Annotated in this window: 25 protein-coding genes; 23 read left to right on the plus strand and 2 right to left on the minus strand. The window is 35.2% G+C overall.

The window, feature by feature from the left end:
• Window positions 1-30 precede the first annotated feature (30 nt).
• On the plus strand, window positions 31-537 hold the full coding sequence (gene gmhA, locus ACZ5EP_RS08310) for a D-sedoheptulose 7-phosphate isomerase (RefSeq protein ID WP_464509644.1): 507 nt from the start codon (window positions 31-33) through the stop codon (window positions 535-537).
• On the opposite strand, the gene murG is transcribed toward gmhA, so the two are convergent.
• On the minus strand, window positions 517-1557 hold the full coding sequence (gene murG / locus ACZ5EP_RS08315) for an undecaprenyldiphospho-muramoylpentapeptide beta-N-acetylglucosaminyltransferase (protein WP_464508742.1): 1041 nt from the start codon (window positions 1555-1557) through the stop codon (window positions 517-519). The genes gmhA and murG overlap by 21 nt on opposite strands.
• A 9-nt stretch (window positions 1558-1566) precedes the next feature.
• Window positions 1567-2703 carry an FtsW/RodA/SpoVE family cell cycle protein gene (locus tag ACZ5EP_RS08320; RefSeq protein ID WP_246831120.1) on the minus strand — a complete coding sequence of 379 codons (1137 nt, stop codon included), beginning with the start codon at window positions 2701-2703 and terminating at the stop codon, window positions 1567-1569.
• A 120-nt stretch (window positions 2704-2823) separates the two neighbouring features.
• Here ACZ5EP_RS08320 and flgB point away from each other — a divergent pair, with 120 nt between their 5' ends.
• The 22 genes from flgB (at window position 2824) to ACZ5EP_RS08430 (ending at window position 17947) form a co-directional block, all read left to right on the plus strand.
• Window positions 2824-3258 (plus strand): flagellar basal body rod protein FlgB, encoded by a 435-nt coding sequence (flgB, locus tag ACZ5EP_RS08325; protein ID WP_464508743.1) that lies wholly within the window; start codon window positions 2824-2826, stop codon window positions 3256-3258.
• 10 nt (window positions 3259-3268) lie between these two features.
• Window positions 3269-3766 (plus strand): flagellar basal body rod protein FlgC, encoded by a 498-nt coding sequence (flgC, locus tag ACZ5EP_RS08330; RefSeq protein WP_464508744.1) that lies wholly within the window; start codon window positions 3269-3271, stop codon window positions 3764-3766.
• Window positions 3767-3775: 9 nt separating this feature from the next.
• A complete protein-coding gene (gene fliE / locus ACZ5EP_RS08335; protein WP_127681858.1) occupies window positions 3776-4066 on the plus strand; it encodes a flagellar hook-basal body complex protein FliE in 291 nt (96 codons plus the stop codon).
• Window positions 4066-5772: a peptidoglycan D,D-transpeptidase FtsI family protein gene (locus ACZ5EP_RS08340; protein WP_464508745.1), complete on the plus strand. Its 1707-nt coding sequence runs from the start codon at window positions 4066-4068 to the stop codon at window positions 5770-5772. Before fliE ends, ACZ5EP_RS08340 begins: the two co-directional genes overlap by 1 nt.
• A 139-nt stretch (window positions 5773-5911) precedes the next feature.
• Window positions 5912-6865 carry a mechanosensitive ion channel family protein gene (locus ACZ5EP_RS08345; RefSeq protein ID WP_464508746.1) on the plus strand — a complete coding sequence of 318 codons (954 nt, stop codon included), beginning with the start codon at window positions 5912-5914 and terminating at the stop codon, window positions 6863-6865.
• A complete protein-coding gene (locus ACZ5EP_RS08350; RefSeq protein WP_464508747.1) occupies window positions 6858-8201 on the plus strand; it encodes a hypothetical protein in 1344 nt (447 codons plus the stop codon). Before ACZ5EP_RS08345 ends, ACZ5EP_RS08350 begins: the two co-directional genes overlap by 8 nt.
• Before the next feature lie 73 nt (window positions 8202-8274).
• Window positions 8275-8697: an Hsp20/alpha crystallin family protein gene (locus ACZ5EP_RS08355; protein ID WP_127681850.1), complete on the plus strand. Its 423-nt coding sequence runs from the start codon at window positions 8275-8277 to the stop codon at window positions 8695-8697.
• A 123-nt stretch (window positions 8698-8820) separates the two neighbouring features.
• A complete protein-coding gene (locus ACZ5EP_RS08360) occupies window positions 8821-10107 on the plus strand; it encodes an NCS2 family permease (RefSeq protein ID WP_464508748.1) in 1287 nt (428 codons plus the stop codon).
• Window positions 10108-10387: 280 nt separating this feature from the next.
• Window positions 10388-10501 (plus strand): 50S ribosomal protein L36, encoded by a 114-nt coding sequence (gene rpmJ, locus ACZ5EP_RS08365; RefSeq protein WP_041361679.1) that lies wholly within the window; start codon window positions 10388-10390, stop codon window positions 10499-10501.
• Between the two features lie 3 nt (window positions 10502-10504).
• The gene (gene rpsM / locus ACZ5EP_RS08370; protein WP_127681846.1) at window positions 10505-10873 is read left to right on the plus strand and encodes a 30S ribosomal protein S13; all 369 of its coding nucleotides are present in this window, start codon (window positions 10505-10507) and stop codon (window positions 10871-10873) included.
• 10 nt (window positions 10874-10883) lie between these two features.
• Window positions 10884-11276 (plus strand): 30S ribosomal protein S11, encoded by a 393-nt coding sequence (gene rpsK, locus ACZ5EP_RS08375; RefSeq protein WP_012663886.1) that lies wholly within the window; start codon window positions 10884-10886, stop codon window positions 11274-11276.
• Between the two features lie 2 nt (window positions 11277-11278).
• Window positions 11279-11905 carry a 30S ribosomal protein S4 gene (gene rpsD, locus ACZ5EP_RS08380; RefSeq protein ID WP_127681844.1) on the plus strand — a complete coding sequence of 209 codons (627 nt, stop codon included), beginning with the start codon at window positions 11279-11281 and terminating at the stop codon, window positions 11903-11905.
• 13 nt (window positions 11906-11918) lie between these two features.
• Window positions 11919-12911 (plus strand): DNA-directed RNA polymerase subunit alpha, encoded by a 993-nt coding sequence (locus ACZ5EP_RS08385; RefSeq protein ID WP_127681842.1) that lies wholly within the window; start codon window positions 11919-11921, stop codon window positions 12909-12911.
• The gene (gene rplQ, locus ACZ5EP_RS08390; RefSeq protein WP_127681840.1) at window positions 12911-13279 is read left to right on the plus strand and encodes a 50S ribosomal protein L17; all 369 of its coding nucleotides are present in this window, start codon (window positions 12911-12913) and stop codon (window positions 13277-13279) included. Before ACZ5EP_RS08385 ends, rplQ begins: the two co-directional genes overlap by 1 nt.
• 1 nt (window position 13280) lies before the next feature.
• Complete coding sequence (locus tag ACZ5EP_RS08395; protein ID WP_127681838.1) at window positions 13281-13577, plus strand: NifU family protein; 297 nt, start codon at window positions 13281-13283, stop codon at window positions 13575-13577.
• Window positions 13552-13920 carry a hypothetical protein gene (locus ACZ5EP_RS08400; protein WP_246831063.1) on the plus strand — a complete coding sequence of 123 codons (369 nt, stop codon included), beginning with the start codon at window positions 13552-13554 and terminating at the stop codon, window positions 13918-13920. Before ACZ5EP_RS08395 ends, ACZ5EP_RS08400 begins: the two co-directional genes overlap by 26 nt.
• An 18-nt stretch (window positions 13921-13938) precedes the next feature.
• Window positions 13939-15156, plus strand: coding sequence for a UDP-N-acetylmuramoyl-L-alanyl-D-glutamate--2,6-diaminopimelate ligase (locus ACZ5EP_RS08405; RefSeq protein WP_464508750.1), 1218 nt, complete (start codon window positions 13939-13941; stop codon window positions 15154-15156).
• A 48-nt stretch (window positions 15157-15204) separates the two neighbouring features.
• The gene (locus tag ACZ5EP_RS08410) at window positions 15205-15540 is read left to right on the plus strand and encodes a (2Fe-2S) ferredoxin domain-containing protein (RefSeq protein WP_127681834.1); all 336 of its coding nucleotides are present in this window, start codon (window positions 15205-15207) and stop codon (window positions 15538-15540) included.
• A 9-nt stretch (window positions 15541-15549) separates the two neighbouring features.
• Complete coding sequence (gene panD / locus ACZ5EP_RS08415; RefSeq protein ID WP_127681832.1) at window positions 15550-15924, plus strand: aspartate 1-decarboxylase; 375 nt, start codon at window positions 15550-15552, stop codon at window positions 15922-15924.
• Window positions 15924-16211, plus strand: a complete 288-nt coding sequence (locus ACZ5EP_RS08420; protein ID WP_127681831.1) for a YbaB/EbfC family nucleoid-associated protein — start codon at window positions 15924-15926, stop codon at window positions 16209-16211. The genes panD and ACZ5EP_RS08420 overlap by 1 nt, the downstream gene beginning before the upstream one ends.
• Window positions 16208-17107, plus strand: coding sequence for a DUF7488 domain-containing protein (locus tag ACZ5EP_RS08425; protein WP_464508753.1), 900 nt, complete (start codon window positions 16208-16210; stop codon window positions 17105-17107). The genes ACZ5EP_RS08420 and ACZ5EP_RS08425 overlap by 4 nt, the downstream gene beginning before the upstream one ends.
• A gap of 3 nt (window positions 17108-17110) precedes the next feature.
• Window positions 17111-17947: a polyprenyl synthetase family protein gene (locus ACZ5EP_RS08430; protein WP_464508755.1), complete on the plus strand. Its 837-nt coding sequence runs from the start codon at window positions 17111-17113 to the stop codon at window positions 17945-17947.
• The last annotated feature ends 10 nt before the right edge of the window (window positions 17948-17957 follow it).

The following is a 17957-nucleotide window of genomic DNA, read 5'->3' on the forward strand; positions in this document are numbered from 1 at the left end:
TTGGACGAACATATAGAAACGGCAAAAAAAATGGAAGAGCTGCTGCCTCTTATATTAAGAGCCGGAAGCATGTGTGTTGATGCCTTAAAAAACGGGAATAAAATACTTCTTTGCGGTAACGGGGGAAGTGCTGCGGACGCTCAGCATATAGCGGCGGAGCTTAGCGGAAGATTTAAAAAAGAGCGCCGGGGCCTTGCCGGTATTGCACTGACTACCGACACTTCGGCTTTGACCGCAATAGGAAACGATTATGGATTTGAATATATATTTTCAAGACAGGTGGAAGCTATAGCGAAAAAAGGCGATGTACTGATCGGAATTTCTACAAGCGGAAATTCAGCAAACGTGCTAAACGCAATCGATAAAGCAAAAGACATGGGCTGTAATATTATAACCCTTACGGGAAAAGACGGCGGGAAAATGGCAAAAGCCGGAGATGTTAATATTGTAATACCTTCGGATGATACGCCTAGAATTCAGGAAATGCATATAATGGTCGGGCATATGATATGCGCGTTAATCGATAAGGGATTTTAATATTTCATCTACAATAATTTCCGCTCCCTTTTTTTGATTTATATTTTTTAGGTTTTCGGATATTTGATTTAGATCGGCTTCAAATATTAATTTTTCTGTTTTTTCAATGTCAATATCGTTTTGTCTTATTACGAACCCGGCGTTTTTATCGGCTAAAAATTTAGCGTTGTAATACTGGTGGTCTCCTGCTGCATACGGATAAGGTATAAAAAGAGTCGGAATCAGGTTTGCCGCAAGTTCGAACAGAGTCGAGGCTCCGGCCCTTGAGATAGCAAAGTCCGCTGTTGATATTTTATTTACCAGGTGTTTGTCAAAATCAAACACATCTGCTTTTATGTTTTCTTTTTCGTAAAATTTTTTGACTCTTTCAAAGTCCCTTTTGCCTGTCTGATGAATAATACTGATATTTTTTTCTTTTAGTTTTGGAGCGAGTTTCAATGCAAGGTCGTTTATCGCCAGAGCGCCCTGGCTGCCTCCGAGGAAAATCACGGTTTTTAGTTCATTTCTTATCCTTGCCGTATCAAAAAATATATCTTCCACAGGATACGGATCGTTATAAAGAAAAGTGTTAAAAAATCTCCTGCTAAAAGGTTTAAGCAGTCTGTTCAGTGAGCCTATGTGTGCGTTTTGTTCGTGTATAAAAAGAGGGGTTTTTGACATAACCGCCGCGAAACTTGCAGGGGCGGCAGAATATCCTCCTACACTGAAAACAGCCTGAACATTGTGCTGTTTTAACAGTTTTTTGGTCTGGTTTGCAAGCTTTAGAATATGTAAAAATGATGAAATTTTTCCGAGCCCTTTTTTGTTTACGACTCCTCTTGAAGGTAAAAAATAGCTTTTTTCAAATCCGCCGTCGTTTTCAAACCAGTCTTTGTCCGCACCGCTTGTGGAGCCGATATATATTGGTTTTATGCCTCTTTTGTTCAGTTCTTCTTTTATAACTTTTGCGATTTTAAGGTGCCCTCCGGTCCCTCCCCCGGTTATTGCAATTTTTTTAATTTTCAATTCTCCATTCTCCATTCTCAATTCTCAATTCAGTTTGGCTTTTTTACTGATCATTAAAACCATTCCGATTGCGGTGCATAAGGCCACAAGGGAACTTCCCCCGTAACTTAGAAAAGGGACGGTCAGACCTTTGATCGGGATTAAAGAAGTCACACCAAGTCCGTTAAAAATAAACTGAATCATTATAAGCGTTCCTACTCCGAAAGCAAAGAGCTGGTATTCTTTTTTTTCGTTTCTGTTGGCTATTTTGTATATTCTGTAAACGAGAGCGAGCATCAGTATAACGATTACGCTTATGCCGATAATACCCGTTTCTTCCGCTATTCCGGCTAATACGAAGTCCGTATGTACGTCTGAAAGAAATCCCAGCTTAAAAATACCGTTTCCTATTCCCTGGCCGATTATACCTCCGTGGTATATAGCGTTTAATGACTGCTCCACCTGTCCGTAGCTCATTTTGCTTTCCACAGTTACATTCGGGAAAAAGTTGTTTGTCATTAAATGAAGCCATGCTTTAAATCTGGCGTATCTGTATCCGGAAGATAGTACTGCCGCTATGAATACGAAAATACCGCCGGCGAGTATAAGGGTAAATGTCTGAAATCTTCCACCCGCTATTAAAAGCATAAACGCAAACAGCAGCCCCATAACCATTACCTGTCCTAAATCTGACTGGTATGCCAAAATCAGATACCAAAAACCTCCAAGTATAATAAAATAAGGCAGTATAAGTTTAAATTCTTCCTTTAAAGAAGGAATTGCCTCTTTTTTAACTTTTCTCGTAAACGACCATGAAAGAAAGAAAATTACTCCTAGTTTAAAAAACTCTACCGGTGCGAATTTAAAAGGACCGATTTTTATCCATCTTTTGGCGCCGTTAATAATAGGCGCGACGCTTTCAGGAAGAAAAGGCATCGCAATTACCAGTATGGCCGAAGTTATTAATATAAACCAGCCTATTTTCTCAAACCATTTATCAGGATCAAGTTTTGCGAATAAAACCATTATTCCAAATCCCAGTATTCCGAATCCTATGTATCTTACAACAAAGTGGTATTCGCTTAAATGTTTGGCGTGTTCGAGATATACGGGCAGGGAATATGAAAAAAGAGCGCCTATTAACATCAAGATTCCGACAATAATGAATATCAGGGAGTCCACTTTTTGCAAAATTAACCTTTATGAAGTATAATATTGATAGAATTTTAACAAAAATTTATATTAAAAACAGTTATAAAAATACGGAATAGAAATTGCTTGTAAAAATAAAAAGGAGTAAATGTGGCATTTGAAATATCAAAAAGCTTTGATATCTTAGAGCAGTCTTTACATTATCGCAAAATAAGACAGGATATGATTGCCAGTAATATTGCAAATGCCGATACTCCTTATTACAGACCGAAAGATATAAGATTTGAAGATGCGCTTCAGGAAGAAGTGGATCAGAAATTCGGAATTCACAATGGAACGCCTAAACTAAAACTGGCTCAAACAGAACCGGGGCATTTAGCGGGATTTGACGATAGCGAAGATGTGAAACCGGTTGTTTTTTACAGAGACGGCCATTTGGCGAGAAACGACGGCAACAGTGTGGATATTGACGTGGAAACTACCGAAATGGCAAAAAACAATATCGCTTACAACGCTACAATTCAGGCGTTAAGAAAAGATATAGATATTTTCAAAGCGGTAATTGATTCAAGTAAAAATATATAAAGGCTGAGTAATGGGATTTTTTAACAGTTTTGATATTTCGGGATACGGTCTTTCGGCGGAAAGATTCAGAATTAATATAATTTCCGAAAACATCGCAAATGCAAATACAACCAGAACTCCGGAAGGAGGACCGTACAGAAGAAAAGAGGTTATCTTTAAAGCGGTGCCTTTTGAAGATCAGTTAAATCAAGAAATTGATAAAACTGCCGATTTTCATCAGTATGAAAATCCGTTAGATGAGCCGGGGGAAGATAATGCGGTTGCAAAACCTCCTATTGAGACAGTAGTTGTCGATAAGGTGGTAAGGGACGATTCAAAACCTATATTAAAATACGACCCAAGCAATCCGGATGCGAATGCTCAGGGGTATGTGGCGTATCCTAATATTAATCCGGTTATAGAAATGTCCGATTTATTAGAAGCGACAAGGGCTTATCAGGCAAACGTGGCGGCTTTTCAAAGTGCCAAATCAATGGCGAATAACGCTATAAGCATATTACAAAGTTAAGGATAGATAATGGCTTTTATAAACAAAGTTGACAATACTGGCAGTATCGGAAATGTTGCTAATAATAAAAACAAAGCCGACGGCAGTTTTGAAGATCTGTTAAAAAAAGAAATAGATACAACCAATAATATGATGGAAGACGCGGATAAAGCGCAGGCAGATATAGCAACAGGAAATGTCGAAGATTTGGCAAAAGCTTCAATTACAATTCAAAAAGCCGAGATGCAGATGAAAATGGTTTTGGAAGTAAGAAACAAAGCCATTAACGCTTACAAAGAGCTGCTTAAAACTCAGATTTAATGAAAAACAATAAAATCCCTTTAATATACATTCTCTTTTTTCTTCTTGTTATGGCGCTGTTCGGTGCATTTTTGTTTTTCAGCGTAAGCAGACCCAAAAATTATTTTAATCCGAAAATTACTAAAATAGAAAGCGCCGTAAGAGGAAATATTAAAACAAAAAATTTTACTCTCGCAAAAAGCGAAAAAGTATACAGCGTATATATTAACCCGGCTTATATATCAAGCGATAAAAAAAGAATGTTTGTGGATCTTTTCAGTATTTACACCGGAATTGACAAAAGAACTCTTTACAGAAAATTAAGATCCCATAAAAAAAGAGTTCTTCTTGCAAAGGTGGATTTAAAAACGAAACAGCAGCTGGTATATCTCAGACGTATACTGGATCATTACAGGGTATTTAATTCGTTTAACGGTGTAAGAAGGGCATACGATATAGAAAGCGTAATATACGTATCGAAAGATAAAGTTGAGGGACTTTTTAAAAGAATATATCCTTACGGCAATACGTTTGAGCCGTTTTTGGGCAGATACCTTAAGGATCAGGGCAGAGGCGACAACGGTATCGAAGAATATTACGACAATATATTAAGACCTCAAAGAAACGGTAAAATAGAAGGATACAGAGATGTTAGCGGCAATATAATTTACGATAAAAATTCGGTTGTCGTATACCCTGTAAACGGTAAAAATATTACACTTAACATTAACCTGATTTTACAAAAAAGAATAGAAAAACTGCTTGACGAAGCAAAATCTCTGTATCAGGCAAAAGAAGTAATGGCTGCCGTAATGGATTCAAGAACCGGCAAAATTCTGGCAATTGCATCTTCAAACAGATTTGATCCGAACCATATTACGAAAAAAGACATACCGAATATGAAAATAAGCGCCGTAAGGTATCTTTATGAGCCTGGGTCTGTGATGAAACCGATTACTTTTGCGATCCTTTTGGAACACGGAAAGGTAAATCCTTACGAAGTATTAAACGCATATAACGGTAAATGGAAACCGAAATGGAGAAAAACGTATATAAGGGATGACGACCCTTTCCAATGGCTAAGCGCTGAAAACGCCCTTGTTTATTCAAGTAATATCGTAATGTCCCAGCTCGCACTGAGATTAACGCCTAGCGAATTTTATAACGGCCTTAAAAGTTTCGGATTTTCGGAATACAGCGGAATAGATCTTCCTTATGAACTTAAAGGTGTTATCAGAAGCATGAAGGAGCTTCAGTATCCTATATACAAATCAACTACGGCATACGGATACGGTATTATGGTGAATTTCGTTCAGCTTCTCAAAGCATATAACGTATTTAACAATAACGGAATAGAAGTTACGCCGAAAATTGCCGATGTAAAAACTACGTATAAAAGAGTTTTAAAAGCTAAAACGGCAAATGAAATGTTGAGGATTTTAAGAAAAATCGTATTAAAAGGGACTGCTAAAAACGCTTATATAGACGGTATCTTTACAGCGGGTAAAACCGGTACCGCGCACGTAAGCGTTCATAATAAATATGAAAAAATATACAATTCTTCATTTTTCGGTTTTGCTGATGACAATACCCATAAATACACTATAGGAGTGACCTTTTTAGACATTAAAGCCCCTTTTCCGAATTACTTCGCTTCACAGAGCGCTGTACCATTATTCAAAAAAATTGTTATAATAATGAAGGATGAAAAATTAATAGGGGATTAATATGGAAAAAAATCTTCCACAAGCTCTGCTTGATATACTCAATTACCAGTTTCTGTCGTTGCCTTTATATAAGATTTTAACAGCTTTTTTTATATTCTTTTTGTTCCTGTTCGCCAGGAAGTTTTTTACTCTGATAGTTTTGTCTTTTTTTAAAAAACTGGTCTCTAAAACAAAAACTGAAGTTGATGATAAATTTTTAAATGCGATAAAAGAGCCGGTAAGATTTATATTTATAATAGCGGGTATTTATTTTCTGCTTTATTTTTTGGAAATAAACAGTTCATTATTAAATCACGTATTAAAAGGTCTGTTGATCTTTGATCTCTTTTGGATGATTTATAACGTAATTACCGAGTTTGAAGATTATGTATACCGTTTTTTGGGCAAATTCGGCAAAGCCTCAAGAGAACTTGCTTCGTTTTTAATCAAAATAACGAAGGTGTTTGTAGTAACAGTCGGTGTTGTGGCTCTGCTTCAGGACTGGGGCATTAACGTTACCGGATTTTTGGCTTCATTGGGTCTCGGAGGTTTGGCTTTTGCTCTTGCAGCAAAAGATACGGCGGCTAATATTTTCGGAGGCATCGCTATTTTAACGGATAATATATTTAAAATAGGAGAATGGGTAAAAATAGGGAGTGCTGAAGGAATAGTGGAAGATATAGGAATGCGAACCACTAAAATCAGAGCCTTTGACAAAAGACTTATCGTAGTTCCTAATTCCGTAATAGCCAATTCGGATGTGGAGAATTTCAGCCGCAGAGACAGACGCAGAATCATGATGCGTCTCGGGCTTACATACGACACTACACTTGAAACGATGGAAAAAATACTCAATGAAATAAGAAAAATGCTTTTAGAACATCCAGATATTCATAATGATCCTATATTAATTTATTTCGATGAATATCAGGACAGCAGTTTGAGTATTTTTTGTTATTTTTTTACAAAAACTGCGGTTTGGGACGATTATTTAAAAATAAGGGAGGATGTTAACTTTAAAATAAAAGAAATAGTAGAAAAAAACGGTGCTTCATTTGCGTTCCCTTCTAACAGTTTGTATGTTGAAACACCGGTAAGGATCGAACATGTTTAAAAAGTTTAAAAAATTACATAAAAAAACATTAAAATATAAAGTATTGTTAGGTTTTTTGGTAGGTATAGGAATAGCTTTGTTTTTAATAATGTTAATGCTTACACCGGTGGGAAGCGCCGTTTTGAAAAAAGTAATAGAAACGAAAATAGACAAATATATGCCCGGTACGGAAATAACGTATCTGGATTACGGAGTTAATAATTTTTCACTTGTTGCAAAAAAAGGACACAACGTTGTTAAAATTTACGGTGCCTTATTCCCTTTTAATGCAATGTTTGAAGGGAATGTGCAAAAATTAAGTGATTTGTCTCCGTATTTTCAGGGGAAAATGAATTTAAGCGGAAAAATATATACCAACAGAGACAATGTTGTAATAGACGGTATGTCTTTTTTTGCAAACGGATATATGAATTTTAAAGTTAACATTGACGATAAAGTAGATATGGATGCTAAAGGAAGCGATTTTAATCTGCAGAAAATTTTATATATGCTGAAAATAGACTATCCATGGGTAAGCGGACAGACTGATATGCAAATTAACAAACATAATTCAGTTTATAAAGCGGTTTTTAAAACTGCAGGGGAATATAAAAACCGTATAAAAACCGATTTTAGAGCCGTTACCGATTTAAATATTAAAAATCATAATGTTTCTTTTAATTCAAATATAGAGTCCGGTATCGGAAATATTATTTTGAACGGAAGAATTTTTAATGATTACTGGGAGTCTAAATTTAAAGCTGAGAATCTCGATTTAAGCAAACTGCAGCCGATTTTATTATATCCTTTTAAAGAAAAAACCGATATGCACGGTATTTACGAGTCTTCAAACGGCGTTTTGAAATTTAAAGGAGACAACTTTGAAGGATTTGCCGATTCAAGAATAGAATTAACATTTAAAATGAACGGTAAACAGTTTTTCAGGCATATAGGTGTTATGCAGATATTAGATGGAGATATATCCGGAACTGTTAAAATATATGACAAATTAGGCACTTTCGATATTGTCAGCAATAATACGAAATTTCTAAATAATAAACTGATCAAAAAAATATATTACCTGACAGGAATTAATCTTTCCAAAGAAAATACCGGAAAAGTGTTTTTTAAAGGTATGTTTGATAATAAACATGCGGTATTTGATATGCTCAGTACCAATCAGAATATATCAATCAGTATAAAAAAAGGCGAATTTACATATCCTGATAAGTATCACATTATAGTTTATCTCAGAAAAGGAAACAATGTATTTAAACTGTTGTTGGAAAACGGAAAAATAAAAGTATTGGAAAAAAGAGACTTTAGGCAGGTGGATAATAAAATATTAGTCTTTTAATATCAACTTTATTGACAAAATATTGTAAATTTTGTATAATTACAATGTTAAAATTCTTTAAAAGGAGGGGACAATGTGGCCAACAGTGTTCGATCCGTTTAGAGAATTACAAGATATCGAAAGAAGACTCGGAGCTGTATTAAATACAAACAGACCGGTTCAAAAAGTAGAAACCTTTACACCGGCAGTTAATGAAAAAGTAGATGAAAAAGGTTATTATTTAGAAATAGACCTTCCGGGTGTTAATAAAGAAAATATAGAAATTTCTGTAAATGAGGGTATTTTAACAATTTCCGGTGAAAGAAAACTTGAAAGAAAAGAAGAAAAAGAAAACTATACAAGAATAGAGAGCTTTTTCGGAAGATTTGAAAGAAGCTTTAAATTACCTGCGGATGCGGACAGCGAAAATATTGAAGCTAAATATGAAAACGGTGTATTGAAACTATTTATTCCAAGACGCAAAAAACCGGAAGGTAAAAAAATCGAAATTAAATAATCTTTCACCTTCCGCCTTCTGCTTTCATCCTTTAATTCCTTACTAAATAAGACTTTTTTTGTAGCCATTTAATATCAGTTTCATATTTGTTATAATCTCCTTGAAATTAATCAAGGAGTAAAAATGTTTGAAAAACTCTTCAAGCTATCTAAGCATAATACTACCGTGGGGACGGAAGTAAGAGCTGGATTTACAACTTTTCTTGCTATGATGTATATAGTGCCTGTGAATGCGGGTATTATGAGTATTACAGGTATGCCGTTTGACGCGTTGATTACTGCTACGGCGGTAGTGACGATTATTGCTACTATATTAAACGGTTTTTGGTCAAATACGCCTGTTGCAATGAGTGTCGGAATGGGCTTAAACGCCTATTTTACATTCGGTTTGGTTAAAGGAATGGGTATTCCTTGGCAGACAGCTTTAGGTGTAGTTATGATAAGCGGTTTAATCTTCCTTGTGCTTTCTCTAACACGTTTCAGAGCCTGGGTGTTTGAATCGGTGCCTGATGATTTAAGAAGAGCAATCAGTGCCGGTATCGGTGCGTTTATTGCTTTTATCGGACTTAAAGGTATGGGTGTGATTGTTTCAAACAAAGCTACTTTTGTCGCGCTTGGAACAATTCATAATCCGGAAGTTTTATTAGGAATTTTAGGCTTTTTTGTTGCTGCAGTTTTATATGCATACAGGGTAAAAGGAGCTTTTATAATCTCAATTGCGGTGACATCGATTATCGCATGGGTGTTCGGACTTGCCCAAATGCCTCAGGGCATAGTTTCAATGCCTGCAAGTATGGCGCCTATAGCGTTTCATTTTGATATTATGAGCGCTTTAAAACTCTCACTGCTTCCTGTAATAGTAACGTTCTTGGTTACGGATTTGTTTGATACTATAGGAACGCTTGCCGGTATCGGTATGAGAGCCGGACTTTTTAAAGAACCTGTAGAACTTGAGAAAACTCTTCAGGCAGACGCAGCTGCGACAGTTATCGGTGCGACTCTCGGTACATCTACTACAACTTCTTTTATTGAAAGCGCAGCAGGAGTTGAAGAAGGGGGAAGAACAGGTCTTACAGCTATAGTTACCGGATTACTGTTTGTAACAACTCTGTTTTTCCTTCCAATATATAAAGCTATTCCTGATAACGCAATTTACCCGATTCTTGTAATGGTCGGTGTTTTAATGTTCGGTGAGCTTAAAAATATTAATTTTTCTGATACTACAACGGCTGTGAGCGTATTTATTACAGTACTTTTAATGCCTTTAACTTTTTCAATTACTATAGGATTAAGCGCAGGGTTTGTAGCTTATTTCATATTGGCTTTATGCAGAGGAGAAAAAGAAAAACTTACACTCGGAACGCTTTCTATTGCTATAATCGGACTCTTAATGTTTATAGTTCATCCTTAATTTCCTTTAATTAAGGAAATAATAGAACTATTTTTTCTTCTCTTTTTTACTTTTCACTTTTCACTTTTCACTTTCAAACATATTTATATGGTATAATTCCATCCCCCTGAACGTAAAAGAGGTTTTGCAATTAGTAAGTAGTTTAGTTGTGGGGTTGTGAAGTTGTGAAGCTGTTTCACAAACTTTGCAAAATCGCAGCTGACTAATTGCAAGAGCTGGTCTTTGTACCTAAGGGGCGTTTAAACGGAAAACGTATTTTCCTAAAATTTAAGGAGAAGTTATGAAAGTTAGAGCATCAGTTAAGAAAATTTGCCCTAAATGTAAAGTGGTAAAAAGAAAAGGGATTGTAAGAGTTATTTGTGAAAATCCTAGACATAAACAAAGACAAGGATAAAACATGGCAAGAATTGCAGGGATAGACTTACCTAAAAAGAAAAAAATCGAGTATGCACTTCCGTATATTTACGGAATCGGACTTACAACAAGCAGAAAAATTTTAAAAGACACAGGAATTGATCCTGAAAAAAGAGTTTACGAACTTACTGAAGACGAAGTTTCTACATTAAATAAAGAAATTCAGTCAAATTATATTGTTGAAGGTGAACTAAGAAAAATCGTTCAGCTTAACATTAAAGAACTTATGGACCTTGGGTGCTACAGAGGTTTAAGACACAGAAGAGGACTTCCTGTTAGAGGTCAGAGAACTAAAACCAATGCACGTACTAGAAAAGGTAAAAAGAAAACTGTTGGCGCAAAAGCTAAATAAAGGGTGAGAGATGGCTAAAAGAAAAGTAACTAAAAAGAAAAAAATTAAAAAACAGGTTGGTCGCGGGGTTGTTTATATTTCAGCGACATTCAACAACACAATGATTACTGTAACTGATGAAATGGGTAACGCATTATGCTGGAGCAGTGCGGGTGCGCTTGGATTCAAAGGTAGTAAAAAATCTACACCTTTCGCAGCACAGCAGGCAGTAGAAGACGTAATGGCTAAAGCCAAAGAATACGGAATTAAAGAAGTAGGTATTAAAGTACAAGGACCTGGTGGAGGTAGAGAAACTGCAGTAAAAACTGTTGGTGCTATTGAAGGTATTAAAGTACTTTGGATGAAAGACGTAACTCCGTTACCTCACAACGGATGTAGACCAAGAAAAAGAAGAAGGGTGTAACGATGGCAAGATATACAGGACCAGTTGAAAAAATTGAAAGAAGATTAGGTGTTTCACTTGAACTTAAAGGTGAAAGAAGATTAGCTGGAAAATCAGCGCTTGACAAAAGACCTTATGCACCAGGACAGCATGGACAAAGAAGAACTAAAATTTCTGAATACGGCCTACAGCTTAGAGAAAAACAAAAAATTAAATTCTATTACGGTGTATTAGAAAAACAATTTAGAAAATTCTTTAAAGAAGCAAATAGACAAGAAGGTAACACAGGGGAAAACCTAATTAAGTTACTTGAAAGAAGACTTGACAACGTAGTTTACAGAATGGGATTTGCATCTACTAGAAGATTTGCAAGACAGCTTGTAACACACGGGCACGTTTTAGTAAACGGTAAAAAAGTAAACATTCCTTCTTATTTAGTAAAAGAAGGCGACAGAATCGAAATTAGAGAAAAATCAAAAAATAACGTACAAATTCAAAGAGCTCTTGAACTGTCACAGCAAACTGGTATAGCACCATGGGTTGACGTAGACAGAGAAAAACTAGTTGGTGTATTCCAAAGAGTTCCAGAAAGAGAAGAAGTAAATATTCCGGTAGAAGAAAGACTAGTAGTTGAGTTGTACTCTAAATAATAGGGGCTAAAAAATGAATAAAATAAAAACAGAAGTTTTAATTCCAAGCGATGTTTCTTTCAAAGAAGAAGGAAACAAAGCTACAATCGAAGTATATCCTTTCGAAGCCGGGTTCGGCGTTAGCGTTGCTCATCCGATCAGAAGAACGCTTATCGCATCAACTCCCGGTTTTGCACCTATCGCACTTAAAATAGAAGGTGTAAAACACGAGTTTGATTCACTGAAAGGTATGCTTGAAGATGTTGCAAGTTTTATTATTAACCTTAAAAACATCAGATTTAAAATAAAAGAGGGCGATGAAGCAGTAGTTGACTATGTATTTGTAGGTCCTAAAGAAATTAAAGGCAGCGATCTTGCTAATGATTTAGTAGACGTTGTTACACCTGATGAATATATTGCAACATTAAATGAAGAGGCAGAGCTTAAATTAACTTTAATTATCAGAAAAGGTATGGGATTTGTTGCCGTTGAAAACTTCAGAGATGAAATTCCTGAAGGATTTATAGGTCTTGACGCATATTTCAGCCCTGTAAAAAAAGTAGTTTATAATATTGAAAATATTCTTGTTGAAGACGATCCTAATTTTGAAAAGGTAATTTTTGAAGTAGTAACTGACGGACAGATAAGTCCGATTGAAGCATTCAAAAATGCCGTTAATAATTATTTAAATCAATTCAGCGTATTTTCTAAAGAGTTTAAATTAGAACAGAAAACATCACAAAGCGTAGAGCTTGACGAAGTTTACAATGTACTTTTTGAACCTATTGAAAATCTGAACTTAAGAAGCAGAAGCTTTAATGCTCTTGACAGAGCAGGTATCAGATTTGTAGGTGAGCTTGTACTTATGGGTAAAGAAAAAATTTCAAATATTAAAAATCTTGGAACTAAATCTTTAGAAGAGATTTTTGACAAACTTGAAGAAATCGGATTCCCGTTAAACAAAACATTGCCGCTTGATATTAAAAAAGCAATCGAAGATAAATTATCACAACTTAAGGAGAATTAATGAGACATAAACACGGATACAGAAAGCTTGGTCGTGTTAGTGAGCACAGACTTGCGCTTCTTAAAAACTTGGCATGCGATTTAATCGAAAATGAAAAAATCGAAACAACAGTTCCAAAAGCAAAAGAACTTAGAAAATATATCGAAAGAATTATCACAAGAGCTAAAAAAGCTGATTTTAATACACACAGACATGTATACTCAAAACTAGGATCAAACGAAAGAGCAAAAGCGGCTACTAGAAAAGTTATTGAAGAAATTGCTCCTAAGTTTGAAAACAGAAACGGCGGATATACTAGAATTATTAAAACAAGATTCAGAAGAGGTGACGCAGCTGAAATGTGTATAATCGAATTCGTTGGAGAATAATATGGCTGATATTCCTTTTTCTAACGAAGAACTGAAAGAAGCAGTGGCTGGCGTACTTGATGAAGTCAGACCTATGCTTCAGATGGACGGCGGCGATGTAACGCTTATTGATGTTAGAAAACCTGTAGTTTTTGTACAGCTTCAGGGTGGCTGTGTAGGATGTGCAAGTGCCGGTGCAACACTTAAATACGGTATCGAAAAAGCATTGAAAGAAAAAATACACCCTGAACTTGTAGTTATGAACGTACCTCATGGATATGAGGATAAATTGGATGAGCTTGTCAAATATTCATTTTGATTTAAAAGAACTCCTTAAATCTGCAATAGAAAAAAAGGAGTATGAAAAAGTTATGAAGCTTATGGAAAAGCTCGTAACTGATTCTTCTTCTCCTTTTAATTCTGAAGAAATTAACGGTATACTTTTTAGCGATGTCAAGCAGATTGTCAAAACAAAAGAAGATTTGGAAAATATTTTATTATCTACAAAAGTTGTTTTTGAAACAAAAGAGGACTTATTGGAATTTTTTGAAATGCTTTTAAATTACGGCTACAAAGACAGCGCAATAAGCTATTTTGAAGATATGCTTTCAAAAATAAGCGATTATGAATTAATCGAAGGTTTCAATACACTGCTGCAGTAATGTGTGATATAATTTGGTATGAATTATAAAAAACTGTTATTAAACGGATCGATTACAGATAACACACAGGACCTTGATGATAGTAAAATATTTTTAAAAACCGCTCAAAACAGTAAATACGCTGATAATATTCAAAATTTTCTAACACCTGCAGAACTTCTAAAATCATTAAATCTTAAAACCAAATTTATCGGTATAACCGGAACAAACGGTAAAACAACTACCGCATTCGTTTTAGGGTATCTGTTACATCAGCTGGGTTACAGTGTAGGAATACAGGGAACCGAAGGATTTTATTTAAACGGTGAAAAAAAAGAAATCAAAACACTTACAACTCCTCCTATAATCACAACTCTCAAAAGAGCCGTACAATACGAACCGGACTTTTACATTATGGAAGTAAGCTCGCATGCAATAGTTCAGCAAAGGGCTGAAGGTATTGAGTTTACGGCTAAAATACTGACTTCGTTTTCCCAGGACCATCTTGATTTTCATAAAACAATGGAAGAATATAAAAAAGTTAAAGAGAGCTTTTTAAAAGATGATGCTCTGAAAGTGGTTAATGGAAAATTAGAAATTAAAAATGAAAAGTGTAAAGTGAAAAGTGGAGGATATGAATTTAATTTAAACTGTAATAATTTGTATGTTTTAGACAAACCTATTGTCGATGATATTCCTATGGCGGGAGAATTCAATAAAATGAATTTTTCTCTTGCTTTAAAAACCGCTTCGTTACTTACAAATTCTTCACTTTCAACTTTTAACTTTTCATTTTTTGAGGGTGTCCCCGGCAGAATGGAAATAGTGTCGAAAAATCCCATGTCAATTGTTGACTTTGCACATACGCCGGACGGAATGGAAAAAGTGCTAAGCGCCGTAGAAGGCAAAAAAATAGTTGTTTTCGGAGCGGGAGGAGACAGGGATAAAGATAAACGGCCTTTAATGGGCGAGGTTGCCGATAAATATGGCGATTATATAATTATTACGGAAGATAATCCAAGATGTGAAAAAGCGGAAGATATATGTAAAGAAATCGCAAAGGGTATAAAAAGCAAACCGTTTGAGATTATTACCGATAGAAAAGAAGCTGTTAAGAGGGCTGTAGAGCTAGCTAAAGAAAAAGGGTATATTTTAATGGTTTTAGGCAAAGGCGATGAAAATTACATCCAGTATTGCAATAAAAAAGTAGATTATAGCGATAGGGAAGTTATAAAAAGTTTAATAAAAAATTTGTAAAATAAAGAAAAATATGATATAAGTCGCAAAAAATTTAAGGAGCGTAATATGCAAATGCCAAAACCAAAAAATATAATATATATGTGTCAGGTAAAAAGACCGCCTAGTTTTCCAAAACCTAGCTGTGTAAGAGAAGGGAAGGAAGATCTTTTTCCGTATACGCAACAAAAAATGATGGAACTAGGGATTGACCCTATGGTGAACTGGATTGTACCTACAGGATGTCTTAACAGATGTAATTTTGGACCTGTAATGCTGGTAGAGCCGGGTCAGTATATGTATGTTGATCTTGACAAAGAAAAAATAGACAGAATATTAAAAGAACATATAATTGAAGGTAATCCAGTAAAAGAATATTTAATTCCGGAGGAATTCTGGGCATAAGGAATAGCTATGACAATAGAAATGCTTTATTCTAAAATTCACAGAGCAACGGTAACCGATGCAAACCTTAATTATGTCGGTTCCATTACGATTGATGAAGAGCTTATGGAAGAAGCGAATCTTCTTGTTGGACAAAAAGTCGATATAGTGAATATCAATAACGGAGAAAGATTTTCAACGTATGTTATTAAAGGCGAAAGAGGCAAAAGAGATATATGTCTAAACGGCGCAGCTGCGAGGAAAGTACATCCCGGAGATAAAATCATTATAATTGCTTACGCCTCAATGACACCTGATGAAGCCAAAGAATTCAAGCCTTCTGTATTGATTGTAAATGATAATAATGATATAATCGAAAAAACCACATATTTGCAGGAGGGGTAATGCTTGGAAATTTAGATTTGAATGAAATGCTTCAAAAACTTCAGGAACAGATGCAGGAAGCCGATAATAAAACATATACCGCAACCAGCGGCGGTGGATTGGTCGAAGTTACTGTTAACGGCAAATTTGAAGTTATAGATATAAAAATCGACGATTCTCTGCTTGAAGACAAAGAATCTCTTCAGATTTTATTAATGAGCGCCGTTAACGACGCGATAAAAATGGCCGTTGAAGATAAAAAATCTCAGGCTATGAATATGTTTGGAGGTTTGAATTTAGGGCAATGAAAAAACTGTTTTTTTTAATTATTCCTTTTTTTCTTTTTGCTTTTGCCTATCCTGACTTCAGACCGTGCTATAAAAAATATTCTTATATTAAAACCCTTATTCCTGTTGCTAAAGATAAAAGTGTAACTTTTAATAAAAAAGAGTGCTTCCGGTACGATCCTTTTACCGGAATATGCGTTATAAAACATAAAAACAAAAGATATATAAGCTTTTTTACTTCTCCAAAACTGGGATGGTGGGCTGCCAGTATAAAACACAATGAAATTTACGTAGGTAATTTTGCAAAAGACGAAGTGTATTTTATTCCTGCCAAATTAAGCGTGGAATCGGAAAAAAACAGTGTAATAACCGATATGTTCTGCAGGGCTATAGGTGTCGGCACGGGCAACGGGTTTATAAAAGGCGATATGGTAAAACATTTTGTGAAATACGGTTACTGGGGAGATATCGGTATAGAAGTTGATGAAGATATGAATATCGTCAGTTTTGATCCTTTTTATATTAAAGGAATAAAACTGAATGAAAAAATTACATATATAAACGGTAAAAAAGCGACTCCCGCACTCTTTTCAAAATATATTCTGCAAAACACAATCGGCAAAACGGTTAAAATCGTTATAAATTCTAAAAAATACAGTTTAAAAATCAGAAAAAAAATATATGAATATACGCCTTTGGAACATTTTGGAATTAAAGTAAATAAAAACCTTGAAATAACGTCTCTTCCGAAAAAACTGCAGCAGATATACTTTATAAGACCCGGAGCTAAAATTATTAAAGTAAACGGCATGGAAATTAAAACTTTTGAAGAGCTTAAAAAAGCGCTTTCAACCTACAAAAATGTTACAATTTCATTATTACAGCAGGGTATAACAGCTACAATACCATTAAGGTAGGAAATGGAAGAATTTATAAAAAAAAATTTGATAAAAGCGGAGAGTTTTCACCCTTATTATGAAAAAGCTTTAAATGAGATGCTTTTAGCCGGAGGTAAAAGATTCAGGCCAAAACTTTTACTATCTGTAGTAAACGCATATGAGCCTTTACTTGTGGAAAACGCAAAATATGCGGCTTTTGCGCTGGAGCTTATACATACATACTCTTTAATTCACGACGATCTTCCGAGTATGGATAATGCGGATTTGAGACGGGGACATCCTACGCTTCACGTAACTTATGACGAAGTGACTGCTCTTTTAGCGGGAGACGCACTGAACACTTACGCGTTTGAAGTATTAAGCAAAGCGCCATTCAGTAGTGACGTTAAAGTCGAACTTATAAAAGTTCTGGCTCAAAATGCGGGTCCTGCCGGAATGGTGCTCGGTCAGGCAATAGACTGTTATTATGAAAATAAAAAATTAAATCTTGAAGAGCTTAAATTTTTGCATTTAAATAAAACCGGCAAACTTATCGCAGCTTCTCTTAAAATGGGAGCTTTAATCGTAAATAAAAACGATTTAGCCGACAGGCTTTACGATTTCGGTTTAAAGCTTGGGCTTCTTTTTCAGATTCAGGATGACCTTTTAGATCTTTTAGAGAGTGAAGAAACGGGTAAGACAACAGGAGTGGATGAAAACAAAAACACTTTTGTGACACTGCTTGGAGAAAAAGAAACGCATAAAGAAGCGGATGCATTGGCAGCGGAGCTGGAAAATGAGTTAAACGGATTTGACGAAGAGTTAAAAAACGAATTAAACAAAGTTTTAAGCAAATATTTATACCGACACAAAAAATAATAGAAAACAA

The organism is Nautilia abyssi, assembly GCF_055388085.1.